Annotated in this window: 8 protein-coding genes; all 8 read right to left on the bottom strand. The window is 63.7% G+C overall.

The window, feature by feature from the left end:
* Positions 1-13: 13 nt before the first annotated feature.
* The gene (locus AAGS40_RS25600) at positions 14-682 is read right to left on the bottom strand and encodes a haloacid dehalogenase type II (protein WP_345817256.1); all 669 of its coding nucleotides are present in this window, start codon (positions 680-682) and stop codon (positions 14-16) included.
* A gap of 438 nt (positions 683-1,120) precedes the next feature.
* Positions 1,121-2,602 (bottom strand): aldehyde dehydrogenase family protein, encoded by a 1,482-nt coding sequence (locus tag AAGS40_RS25595; protein WP_345817255.1) that lies wholly within the window; start codon positions 2,600-2,602, stop codon positions 1,121-1,123.
* Between the two features lie 122 nt (positions 2,603-2,724).
* Positions 2,725-4,731: a hydantoinase B/oxoprolinase family protein gene (locus tag AAGS40_RS25590; RefSeq protein ID WP_345817254.1), complete on the bottom strand. Its 2,007-nt coding sequence runs from the start codon at positions 4,729-4,731 to the stop codon at positions 2,725-2,727.
* A 19-nt stretch (positions 4,732-4,750) separates the two neighbouring features.
* On the bottom strand, positions 4,751-6,793 hold the full coding sequence (locus AAGS40_RS25585; protein WP_345817252.1) for a hydantoinase/oxoprolinase family protein: 2,043 nt from the start codon (positions 6,791-6,793) through the stop codon (positions 4,751-4,753).
* A 201-nt stretch (positions 6,794-6,994) separates the two neighbouring features.
* Positions 6,995-8,932, bottom strand: a complete 1,938-nt coding sequence (locus AAGS40_RS25580; RefSeq protein ID WP_345817251.1) for an ABC transporter ATP-binding protein — start codon at positions 8,930-8,932, stop codon at positions 6,995-6,997.
* Positions 8,932-9,906, bottom strand: coding sequence for an ABC transporter permease (locus AAGS40_RS25575; RefSeq protein WP_345817250.1), 975 nt, complete (start codon positions 9,904-9,906; stop codon positions 8,932-8,934). The genes AAGS40_RS25580 and AAGS40_RS25575 overlap by 1 nt, the downstream gene beginning before the upstream one ends.
* A gap of 35 nt (positions 9,907-9,941) precedes the next feature.
* On the bottom strand, positions 9,942-10,895 hold the full coding sequence (locus AAGS40_RS25570) for an ABC transporter permease (RefSeq protein ID WP_345817249.1): 954 nt from the start codon (positions 10,893-10,895) through the stop codon (positions 9,942-9,944).
* Between the two features lie 110 nt (positions 10,896-11,005).
* The gene (locus AAGS40_RS25565) at positions 11,006-12,592 is read right to left on the bottom strand and encodes an ABC transporter substrate-binding protein (RefSeq protein WP_345817248.1); all 1,587 of its coding nucleotides are present in this window, start codon (positions 12,590-12,592) and stop codon (positions 11,006-11,008) included.
* Positions 12,593-13,096: the final 504 nt, after the last annotated feature.

Genomic DNA, 13,096 nt, shown 5'->3' with positions numbered 1-13,096 from the left:
ACAGTGCACGTACTCACAGGCCGACCACGCCCGGAAGACCGCCGATGTCCCTGATCTCGGTGTAGCCGTAAAACGGCGTCGACGGCTCGTGCCCGCGCGCCACGAACACCTTGTTCCTGATACCCATGTCATGGGCCGTCATCAGGTCGTAACGCAGGCTCGACGACACGTGCAGGATGTCTTCGGGACCGCAGCCGAGATTGTCCAGCAGATATTCGAACGCCTGCATGCGCGGCTTGTACGCCTGTGCCATCTCCGCAGTGAAGACCTTGTGGAACGGCGCGCCGAGCTTGTCGACGTTGCTCTGGATCTGTTCATTCATCGCGTTCGACAGAATCACCAGCGGAATTTCCTTCGCCACTTTTGCAAGACCTTCAGGCACGTCGGCGTGCGGACCCCAGGTCGGGACCGCGTCGTAGAATTTCTGCGCTTCGGCATCGATGTACTCGATATTCCAGCGCTTGAGCGTGCGGCGCACGGCGTTCTTCACCACGTCCTGATACGGCTTCCACGCACCGAGCACTTCGTCCAGACGGTATGCCGCGAAATCCTTGACGAACTGTTCCATCTGATCGGCCGGAACGCGGTCGGAGAAAACTTCGCGCGCCAGATCACCCATGCGAAAGCGAGTGAGCGTGCCGTAGCAGTCGAACGTGATGTATTTGGGTTTGAAGCGGGTCATGTCTAGTCCCTGTGGTCAGCGAAGATCAAGTCAGAGCCGGAAACAGACGCGGTCTGAAACCGCGTCGACGAATCGAACGCAGCAACGCCGGCGCCGTCGAACATTCTCGCCCTGCGGCATGGCGCGGTAGAGAATCCTTCACGGCGTCGCTTGCTGAGAAACATTAAATCACCTTAAAAAAGCCGACTTACCGTGTATTGGCGGTTCAGCAGCACAGAATCCACCGTTTTTCGCGCCTTGTTCAGCACACTATGCGGCACAGTTTTGGGTGCCATTTGGGGCAATGCCGGGCGGCCTGTCAGGCCCTCAGTCGCACGTACTTGCGCATGATTGCGCATGATTGCGCGTGCTTGCGCGTGAATGTGTTTGCCTCGCGCGTAGTTGTTGCCGGCATGGCGCGCGCCGATACGCGCTGGCCGCGTCGCCTCGCTCGCGGCCTCAGGCGCCGTCGGTCAGGTCGATCAACACGCTCTTGAAACGCAGATTCGCTTCGAATGCCTGGCGTCCCAGGTCTTTGCCGATACCCGACTGCTTGTAGCCGCCCGTCGGAATCACGAAATCGGCGGTGCGCCCATAGCGGTTGATCCACACCGTACCGGCCTCGATGCCTCGCATCATCCGCAGCGCACGGCTCAGATCGGCCGTGTGAACGCCCGCTGCAAGACCGTACTTTTCGTGCGCGGCCAGCGCGAGCGCTTCATCGTCGTTATCAAAAGTCTGCACGGTCAGCACCGGCCCGAAAATCTCTTCCCGCACCGCTTCGGACGCCGGAGTCACGCCGGTCAGGATAGTTGGTGCATAGAACGCACCGTCGCCGTCCAGCTCGATCCGGGCGCCGCCTGCGGCCGCTTGCGCCCCGCTATCGAGCGTACGCCGCACGATGCCGTCGATGCGTTGAAGTTGCAGCGTCGAAATGATCGGCGGCAACGTGGTGCCCGGGGACCAGGTATTGCCCGCCTTCAGTGCAGCAAATGCGCGCGCGATGCCGTCGATCAGGCGCGGCGCCGCGCTGCGCTCGACCATCAATCGCGAGCCGGCCACACATACCTGCCCGGCGTTACCGGCAATCGCGGATGCGACGCGGCGGGCGACCCGGTCGAGATCCGGCGCGTCGGCGAACACGAGTTGCGGACTTTTGCCGCCCAACTCCAGCGTGACCGGTTTAGTGCCGCTCTGCGCGCATGCCGTCATGATCGCCGCGCCGGTCTGCGTCGAGCCGGTGAACGTGACCTTCGCAATCTTCGGATGACGGCACAGCGCGTCGCCCGTCATACGGCCATCGCCCTGTACGACGTTGAAGATGCCCGGCGGAATGCCGGCCTCGATCGCGAGTTCAGCGAGCCGCAGCACCGAAAACGGCGTCAGCTCCGAGGGTTTGAGTACGACCGCGTTGCCTGCGGCGAGCGCGGGTGCGATCTTCCACGACGCCATCACGAGCGGGAAATTCCACGGCGAAATCGCAGCGATGACACCGTAGGGTTCCGCGATCGTCATGCCCAGATGATCGGGGCGAGTCGCGGCCACTTCGCCGCCGATCCGGTCGGCGAATTCGCCGTAAAAGCGGATGCCCTCGGCGGTAAAGGGGATGTCCCAGCGAGCCGCGTCGGCGACCGGGCGCGTCGAGCCGAGCGCTTCGAGCGGCGCGAGCGTCGCCACATCGGCTTCGATCAGTTCGGCCCAGCGGCGCATCGCGCGGGCCCGCTCGCGTGGCGCCCGGCGCGTCCAGTCGCTGGATTTGAACGCGCGCCACGCGTCCTCCACGGCGCGATCCACCAGTGCGGCATCGGCCACCGGCAATTCGGCATAGAAGACGCCGTCGGACGGTCGAACGACGTCGAGCGCGCCGCTGCCTTCGACATACTGTCCGCCGATGAAGTGCGCGCTGCGCACCTTGACTCGGTTAGGGTCAAACCTGTCCATCTTGTCCGCTCCTGTCAGGAAGAAAGGATGTCGCCGCGCAAACACGCCAATGCGTGACGCTTGCGGCCGCGCCGACGCTCGTACGCAAGCCGACATGACCATGTCGTACCGTCACGCCGCGCTCACATCGCATTCAATTGCGGATAATCGCAACGCAGGTCGGCGAACATCGCCTGCACGATTTCAGCACCGCTCTCGTGCGCGAGAGACGGAGCGGACGCGATCCGGTTATCGAGCGCCTCGAACAGCCGATGCTTGATGAAGTAGCGCCACTGCACCGGCACGCTTGCGAGGATCACCGTCAGCGCGGCATAGCGTTCGCGGGTCCACTTCGCCTCGAACGCCTCGCGGTACGGACCGAACGAAAAGGCAGGCGGCGCCGATGCGCCGATCCGGGCCCGCGCTTCGTCGCGCAGTTGCCGCGTGCGTTCGCTATCCAGCGTGTCGCCGTCGAGCGCGACGCCGTAGACATCACGTGCTTCATCGATGCTCACGTAGCCTCGCAGTACGTCTTCGCGCACCTTGTGCGGATCGCGCTCGGTCGGTCGTCCATAGCCTCCCGCGCCCGCGCCGACGAGACGGATCACGTCGCCCGGCATGCAGACAACCAGATCGTTGTTATCCAGTTCTTCCGCGCGCGGCGTGTCCGGATTGCGGGTGAATCGCGCATTGCCGCCGGCGTGGCCGCCGTGCACGCCCCACGACGCGAAACGCGTGCGGTCGCGATTGCGCGCGGTCACGAGCGTATTCGGCGAGAACACCTTGAATTCCATGACGAGGCCCTGGCCGCCGCGATACTGGCCCGCACCGCCCGAACCTGGCGCCACACCGTAGCGGGTAATGCGAATCGGCACCTCGGTTTCGTTGATCTCGACCGGCGTATTGCGCAGAAACGCGTTGTTGGCACCCGAGCCGTCTTCGCCGTCATCTGACGGACCGCCGCCCGCGCCGCCGCCAATCGGACCGATCGATGCCATCACGGTTGCGCCCTGCCGGTCGAGCGTCTTCACGCTGAGAATGGACAGGCCGCCCGCCGGACACGCCGCGAGCCGGTCGGGCACGGCCTGCGAGAACGCGCCGAATGTCAGCAGATGGAGCAGCTTGCACGTGAGGCTGCGCATGCCGACCGCTGCGGGCGGGGTTGCGTTGACGACCGTGCCTTCCGGCAGGATGCAGCGTGCAACACGCAGCATCCCCGTGTTGAGCAGAATGTCCGGGTTGAGCGTGTAGAGCACATAGACGAATCCGACCAGCGCGAGCGCGTGGCGCTCCCGCCCGCCAGTCGGAATATTGAGCGAAGACTGCAGTTGCGGGTCGCTGCCGGTGTAATCCATCTCCACCGAATCGCCGTTGATCCGCACCGTGAGCGCGACGCGCATCGGCTTGCCGCGGACCGAATCTTCGTCGGCGTATTCGGCGAAGAAATAGTCGCCGTCCGGTATGCCACGCAAAATCGTACGAGCCTGTTCTTCCGAATAGTCGAGCAGCGCGTGCATGCCCGCCTTGAAGCCGTCAATGCCAAACCGCTCGATGATCTCCAGCACGCGCCGCTCGCCCGTATGCAGCGACGCGAGTTGCGCCTGCAGGTCGCCGATATTCTGATTCGGCACGCGCACGTTCGCCGCCATGATCCTGACGATCGAATCATCGAACACACCCGCGCGCACGATCTTGCACGGCGGAAAACGAATCCCTTCCTGTTCGATTTCCGTCAGCGTGCGCGACAGCGACGCGGGCACCGCGCCGCCCATATCCGTGTTGTGAATATGTCCGCCGATGAAACAGACGATCTCGCCGCCGTAATACACCGGCTTCCAGATCAGGATGTCAGGCGTATGCGTGGCGACGAAGCCGCTATACGAGTCGTTCGTCATGCAGATGTCGCCCGGCTCATAGTGATCGATCATCGCGATCACCGGACTGTAGTCGAGCCCGACATACCACGTCGCGCCGAGCGTCTTGGGTGAAGCGAACGTGAGGCCCTCCGGCGTCATGATCGCGCACGAAAAATCCTCGGTTTCCTTGACGAACGTCGAGTGCGCGGTGCGCACCAGCGTGTACGCCATGCTTTCGGCTGCGGCCACGCAGTAATTGGCGAAAATCTGCAGCACTGCCTTGTCGAATTGCATTGCGATGCTCCGTCCGAAATCAGTTGACGACCGTGAAAACCAGATTGCCGTATTGGTCGACACGACCGTGATAACCCGGCAGCACGCAGGTCGTGCAATCGTCCTGGGCAATCACCGCCGGCCCGTGAATCTGCTGACCGGCTTTGAGCGCCGTGCGGTGATAAAGCGCTGCATCGTGGAACGCGTCGTCCATGAACACGCGGACCGTGCCCGCCGGCGTGGGCGGCTGATCGCTCGATCCGATCGGTTGCAGCTTCGGTTTGGGCGTCGCGGCGGAGATCACGAGACGCAGCGCGACCACCTGCACGCTGGCGGAAGCATCGCGATGCCCATAGAGCCGTTCGTGCTCGCGATGAAACGCCTCATGCACCGCGCCGAGATCCTGGCCGGTGAGCCAGCCGCTCTCCAGCGGCGTGTCGATTTCGAACGACTGGCCCTTGTAGCGCATATCCGCCGACACGACGATATGCGCCGCGCCGCCATCGCCGGTCTGGCCGGTCATCCAGTCGCGTGCGGACGCTTCGAGCCCGCTCACGTCGTCGGCTAGACGGGCCATCGAGGCCGGATTGAGGTCGTAATAGGTGGTCTTGACGAAGTCGTTGCGGGTGTCCGCAATCAGCCCGCCTAGCGCACTCAACACACCTGGTGCGGTTGGCACGACGATCTCCGGCATCCCGATCGCGCGCGCGAAGTAGCATGCGAGCATCGGACCGGCGCCGCCGAACGGCAACAGCGAAAAAGTCCGCGGATCGATACCGAAACGCGACACGATCCGGCTCACGCCCGCATACATGCCCGACACCGCGACGTTCACGATCGCCTCGGCGGTCCTGTAGACGCTGCTGCCGAGCTGGCTCGCCAGCACCTCGACCGCGCGGTGCGCCGCGTCGTGATCGACCTTCACCGAGTTGTAGCCGAGGCTCGCATTGCCGATCACGCCCAGCACCACGAACGCGTCGGTGATGGTCGCGCGCGTGCCGCCGCGTCCGTAGCAGACCGGACCCGGATTCGAGCCCGCGCTTTCCGGGCCGACCTTGAGCACGCCGAAATCGTCGACCCATGCGATCGAGCCGCCGCCGTCTCCGATCGACGACACCGAGACCGACGGAATATGAATCTGGAAATCGCCGATGTATTCGCCGCTCGCATATTGCGGCTCGCCGTCGACGATCAACGCGACGTCGGCGGTGGTGCCGCCGATGTCGAGGCTCATGCAGTGCTTCAGTCCGCTTTGCCGCGCAACATACGCGGCGCCGATCACGCCCGACGCGGTGCCCGACAGGATCATCTGCACGCAGTTCGTCTTGCCCGCCTCGGCGCTCATCACGCCGCCGTTAGACCTGGTCACTTTCATGTCGGCGCTCACGCCGGTTTCGACCAGCGCACGTTGCAACGAAGTGAGATAGTGCGAGACTTTGGGCTGCACGTAGCCGCCGATGACCGCTGTCGAAGTGCGTTCATATTCACGGATGATGGGCCACACGTCGCTGGAACACGACACGAAAAAACCAGGCCATTCCCGTTCGATGATCGCTTTCACTTCGTGCTCGTGTGCCGGATTACGATACGAGTGCAGCAGCGAGACGACCACACCTTCGCAACCGGCCCGCTGCAGATTCGCGGCCGCCTCGCGCACGCTCGCTTCGTCGACCGGCGTTTCTACGAGACCTTCCGCTGTCAGACGTTCAACCACGCCGAACACGCGCTCGCGCGGCACCAGCGGCACCGGACGCTTCGACAGCAGGTTGTACATGTCCGGACCCTTGAGACGCGCGAGGTCAAGCACGTCCTCGAAGTGGCGCGTCGTGATCAGACCCAGACGCAGGCCCTTGCGCTGCACGACGGCGTTCACGCCGACCGTCGTGCCATGCGTGAAATAATCGACGTCACGCGGTGCGATGCCGTAGCGCTCGGCAAGCTGCTCCATCCCACGCAATACTTCGCTGCCCGGACTGTCCGGCCGCGAAAAGACCTTCAGCGTGTTGAGCTCTCCGGTTTCGTCGTTCAATACGGCAAAATCGGCAAACGAGCCGCCGATATCCACTCCGATTCTCATGCCCATGAAGTTTCCCTTTTCGACGTAAGCTCCGGCGAGCCGGATTTCGCCGGACGACAGGCGGCACGCCCTGAGGCGGTGCCTCAGGACCTGCGTGAAACTGCTCTCTGGCGGTGACCCTCCCGCTTCGCACGGGGTGGTTCCAGCAGCGGGCCAATGCAACTCCGGCTCCTCCACTTCGGTGGAACCTGTCACATCAGACGCGCGTCATGCACGCTCCACGTGTTCCACCGAGAGCGGACTGAGCGGCTGCTGGAAGCCGATCAGATCGGCCTCGCTGCGATGACACAGCACCTGCGCGCCGTTTTCGAGCGTGCGCAGCGAAGGCGTGGTCACGTTGCACACGCCGTCGATGCGCATTGAACAGCGCGATACGAATGTGCAGAGTTCGGGGTTGTCGCTCGACGGACCGATGGGCGCAAGCTCGCGGTGACAGCGCTCGCTCGCATCAGCGAGCCAGCCCGCGCGCAACTCCGGTGCCGACGACACGAGCAGATGCGAATAGGGGTGGTAAGGCGGCGCGGACAAGGCGGCGCGCGTGCCCGTTTCGACGCGATGACCCGCATACAGCACGACGATGTCGTCGCTGATCGCCCGAACCTTGGCGATGTCGTGCGTGATGAACAGGTACGAAACGCCGAGCTTTTTCTGCAGATCGCGCAGCAGGTCGAGGATCGCGGCACCCACGACCGTATCGAGCGCCGACGTGACTTCGTCGCACAGGATCAGATCGGGTTCGGCCGCGAGCGCACGCGCGAGATTCACGCGTTGCTTCTGGCCGCCCGACAGCTCAGCGGTGCTGCGCGCCGCCACCGACGCCGGCAGCCGCACCAGCTCCAGCAACTCCGCGACCCGCGCCTTAGCGCGCGCGCCCTTCATGCCGTGATAGAAAGCGAGCGGCCGCGCCAGCGTGCGTCCTACCGTGTGAGTCGGATTCAAAGCGGTGTCGGCGTTCTGGAACACGATCTGGATGCGGCGGAACTGCTCTTTCGTGCGCCTGTTCAGGTCGCCCGCGAGCGGTTCTCCATCCAGCAATAACTTCCCGCCCGACGGCGTCACGAGCCCGGCGATGACCTTCGCGAGCGTGGTCTTGCCCGAACCGGATTCGCCGATCACGCCAACGGTCTGAGCGCGCCCGATCTTGAGATCGACATCGTTCAGGATCAGCGTGGTCGGCCAGCCTTTCGCGTTGCGGCGGCCATAGCCTGCCATCATGCGGCGCACTTCGAGCAGCGGCGTTGCGGAGGCATCGACTGCCGGTCGCGTGGCCCGGTCCTGGTGGTTGCGCGGCTCGTCGCAGACCGCTGCGCCGTCCGGTGTCACCGCCGCGATCAGGCTCTGCGTGTACGGATGCGCGGGCGCATGCAGGATCTGTCCGGTCGCGCCCGCCTCACGGATTGCGCCGTCGCTCAGCACGAGGATGCGATCGGCCATTTGCGCAACCACCGCCAGATCGTGCGACACATACACCGCCGTCATCCCGTACTCCTTGATGACGCGCTTGAATGCCTGCAACACGTCGATCTGCGTGGTGACGTCGAGTGCCGTAGTCGGTTCATCGAGAATCACGAGTTCCGGATCGGTGATCAGCGCCATGGCGGCCATCAGACGCTGCAGTTGCCCACCCGAGACCTGGTGCGGATAGCGCTTGCCGATCAGGTCCGGCTCGGGCAACGCCAGCGCGCGAAACAGCTCGACGGCCTTGGCTTGCGCAGCACGCTTGCTCAGTGTGCCGTGAATCAGCGCGCTCTCGATCACCTGGTCGAGGATGGTCCGCGACGGGTTGAAGGCGGCGGCCGCGCTTTGCGCGATATACGCGACCGTGCGGCCGCGCAAGGAAGCCAGTCCTTTCGGCGACAGCGAGCGCACATCCGTGTCGCCGACCCGGATCGAGCCGCCCGCGATGCGGCAACCGCTACGCGCATGTCCCATCAGCGACAACGCAATGGTGGTCTTGCCCGAGCCGGATTCGCCGATCAGCGCCAGCACTTCGCCGCGCGCCACGTCGAAATCGACGTCGTGCACGATCGTCGTATCCGGCTCGCCCGGACGGCTGCCGACCACGCGCAGTCCGCGTACTTCGACGAGGTTGCCCGACGCCATGCCGGGATTCGCGTCATGTTTCGTTTTCGGATACGTCTTCATCAATGACCTCCGTCGGCGCTGCGTGCGATCTTGCCGATTTTCCCTTTGCCACCGCGATGCGGGAGCCCGTCGATCAGCAGATTGACGCCGACCGTCAGGATGGCAATGGCCAAAGCCGGCATGATGACGACCGGTGCGCCGTCGCCGAGCCCTGCAATGTTTTCCCGCACCAGAGAACCGAGATCTGCATACGGCGGCTGTACGCCCAGGCCAAGAAAGCTCAACCCGCTCAGCAACAGCACGACGAACGTGAAGCGCAGTCCGGTATCGGTCAGCATCGGATGCAACATGTTCGGCAGCATTTCGACGCATGCTATGTACAGCGAACTCTCGCCGCGCGCCCGCGCCACCTGCACGTATTCGAGCTGGCTGATATTGACCGCAAGCGAGCGGGCGATCCGGTAGGAGCCCGGCATGTAGCTGATCGCGGCCGTCAGGATCAGCAGCGTCAGCGATGAGCCGAACGCGGCCACGATCATCAGCGCGAACATCTTCGAAGGAATCGAGGTGATGGCGTCGAGCAGGCGGCTCATGGTTTCATCGATCGCCTTGCCCGCGACGGCAGCAAGCAGACCGAGTGTCGTGCCGGTGACGGCCGCGAGCAGCGCGGCGGCAAGCGCGAGCAGTACGGTCAGCCGCATACCGTAGATGATGCGGCTCAGCATGTCGCGGCCGAGATAGTCCGAGCCGAGCGGCAGCTTCGCGCTGAAGTTCGCGAACACATCGGGCGTAACGATCGCGCCGACCTCGTGCGGTGCGATGAGGGGCGCGAAAAGCGCGACGAAAAGCGCGAGACACACCATGCCGAAGCCGATCCAGCCACCCGTGGACAATCTCATCCGGGAGGCGAGCGAGCGGCGGCGTGCCGGTTGCGGTTGAGCCGGCGGCTGCGTCGAACCGCCACCGAACGGCTGCGAACGGTCCGCACCCGGCGGCAGTTCGCTACTGCGTTGAACGACATCGGACGTAGTCATGGGCTGCACCTCTTGCGAAAACCAACGGTTCGAGTTCATGTCCGCAGCCTCGGGTTCGAGATGATTGCGCACAGGTCGGCCAGCAGCACCAGCACCAGATAGCCGAGGCAGAAAAGCAGCGTGCAGGCCTGCACTAACGGAAAGTCGCGGTTGCTGACTGCGTCGACCATCAGGCTCGCGAGGCCCGGATAGTTGAAGATGGTTTCGACGACGATCACGCCGCCCAGCAGATACGACAGGCTCAGCGCAATCGCGTTGGCGATCGGACCGATCGCGTTCGGCAGCGCATGGCGCAGCACCACGCGCGCGGGGCTTGCCCCTTTGAGCATCGCCATTTCCACATATGACGATCCCAGTTGTTCGATTACCGCAGCGCGTGTCATGCGTGCCATCTGCGCGATCACGACGGCGCACAGTGTCAGGACCGGCATCGCGTACGCACGCAAGAACTGGTTGAAGTTGTCGATCTCGCCGCCGTAGGAGAGCGCCGAGAGCCAGTGCAGCTTCACCGCGAAGATCAGCACCGCGATCGTGGCGATCAGGAACTCCGGCGTCGCGACGAGCGACAGCGTAGTCAGACTGACGATGCGGTCGATCAGCGAATTCCGGTTGACCGCCGCGATAATGCCGAACGACACCGCGATCGGCACCGAGACCGCTGTCGTGATCGCCGCGAGTATCAGCGATTTCGGCAGACGACCTTCGATCAGTTCCGAGACCGGCAGATTGTTCGACAGCGAGACGCCGAAGTTGCCATGCATGAGACCCGCCAGCCAGTGCACGTAGCGCAGGTAAGCCGGTTGGTCGAGGCCGAACTGCAGGCGCAGCGCCGCGACGGTTTCGGGCGTCGCGGACTGACCGAGTGCGGCTTGCGCGGCATCTCCCGGCAGCAGGTTCGTGATCGTGAAAATGATGACGGACACGATCAGCAGTGTGAGCGCAGTCACCGCGACGCGTCGGCCTATCAGTGCGGCTATGTTCTGGTTCATCGTCCACCTCTCCTGAGAATGACACCTGCCGGAACCGGCGCGCGGGGAGCGCCGCGCTGACCCGGCGCGGACTGCGCGCGGGTCAGGTTGCTGCATGCTGCCGTGCTACGTCAGGCGTTCCACCACACGTGCTCGGCAAACGAGAAGCCCATCATTGCGCCGCTCGGAATCGAGCCGAGCCCCTGCAGATGCTGGTCATATGCATCGAGCAGACTGATAAACGCGGGAATGCCGATCCCGCCCTGATCCGCGACGATCACCTGCATGTCGCCGTACATCTGCTTGCGTTTGGCGTCGTCGGTTTCCGAACGCGCGGCGAGCAGCAGTTGATCGAACTTCGGATTGTTCCAGCCCGACTCGTTCCATGCGGCATCCGACTTGAAGAACTGCGTGAAGAGCACATCGGCGCTCGAACGGGGATTCACACTGCCGAATCCCAGCGGATGCTTCATCCAGTGATTCGACCAGTAACCGTCGGTGGGCACGCGGTTGATGCTGATGTTCGCGCCAATCTTCGCGCCGGTCTGCTGGATCAGTTCGGCCATTTCGATCGAGCCGTTCGCATCGGCGGTCGCGTAGATCGGCGGCAAGGCCGGGCCGAGCGCACCCGCCTTCTGCAGATAAAATTTGGCCTTGTCGAGATCGAAGTGGCGCTGCGGCAGCGACGCGTCGAAGTAACGATGGGTTGGCGGAATCGGCTGATCGTTGCCGATCACGGCGAAGCCCCGGAAGACGGCCGAACGGATCTGCTCGCGATCGAACAGATACTTCATGCCCAGCGCGAAATCGGGGTTACCCACGAGCGGGTTATCGCGGCGCATGATCAGATCGGTGTAGAGACCGGACTTGGTCTCCTTCACCGCGTAACCCGCCGTCGACGCAATGCGCTGTGTCGAGCGCGGATCGACGGAGTTGATCAGATGCACGTCGCCGGACAGCAGTGCGTTCACGCGTGCGGCGTTGTCGCTGATCGCAATCAGCTCGACCTGGTCGAGATGCGGCAGACCCGGCTTGAAATAGCTGTCGTTGCGAACCGCGACGGTCGTCACACCCGGCTTGAAGGTCTTGACCTTATACGGGCCGGTGCCGACCGCCGTCGTGAAGTCGGTCGTGCCGTCCTTGATGATGACGAATTGCGGCGTCGCGAGGATCACCGGCAGATCGGCGTTCGGGCTCGACAGCGTCAAGGTCACTTCATTCGGGCCGGTCGCCTTGATCTCGGCGAACTGATCGGCCAGCGTTTTCACTTTCGATGCGGTTGCCGCAATCTTGTGGCGATTGAGCGAATACACGACGTCCGCCGGCGCGACCGCTTTGCCGTCGTGGAAAGTCGCGCCTTTGCGCAGCTTGATGACCCACACCCTCGCATCGTGCGTGTCGAGCGCCTCGGCCAGGTTCATCTGCGGCGTGAGGCTTTCATCGAGCTGCGTCAGGCCGCTGTAGAACATGAAAAAGCGGATGTAGTCGGAGCCCGTCGAGCCTTTCGCGGGATCCAGCGTGTCGGCCGTCGAGCCCGCGTCGTACGCCACGCGAATCTTGCCGCCTTTCTTCGGCGCAGACGCCGTGGCGGCCGCGGCCGACGCCGAAGTCGCGCCCGCCAGCAGTCCACCCGCGCCTGTCGCAAGCAGGCTCCCCGCAGCCAGCACACGCATCATGTCGCGGCGGCTGAAACCATTTTTGACTTCGTCGTCCTTCATGCGAACTGCTCCTAACAATGACAGGGTTGATACTGGTCACCGCACTCGCCGCGCGAGCCGCTGAACGCGCTTGAGCACCGACCTGTTGCAACAGCATGACTTCGCTGGACTGGCACCCGGCAGCGTCGACTTGATTTAAACACCCCAAAAAGGGACTGTCGTTGCATTCGGGACGTTGCAACCATTCGATTCGGCGGTTTAAGCCGGGTCGCGCAGCACGAGTCGCGGTGCAGCGCAGCACGCGCTGCAGGCCGGCATCGCCCGTGCCGGCCCTTGCGGCGCGACGTGGCTGCGTACTGACATCCATCGTAAAGTCACACGACTGATATATGCCGCCGACAAAAATGCCAATTCAGCACAATCCACGCGTTCAGACTGGTTGGACAGCTGTTTTGCATCGTGTCGGCGCGCGGATGACCTCCATCCGGGGACATAGGAGGATCGTCCTATCAAGCAGGCAACCGGCGTGCGACAGTCGCGGGCAAGCGTGACGTCAAAAGAAAG

The sequence above is a fragment of the Paraburkholderia sp. PREW-6R genome, from assembly GCF_039621805.1.
GTDB lineage: Bacteria > Pseudomonadota > Gammaproteobacteria > Burkholderiales > Burkholderiaceae > Paraburkholderia.
This window is presented reverse-complemented; position numbering and strand designations above follow the sequence as displayed.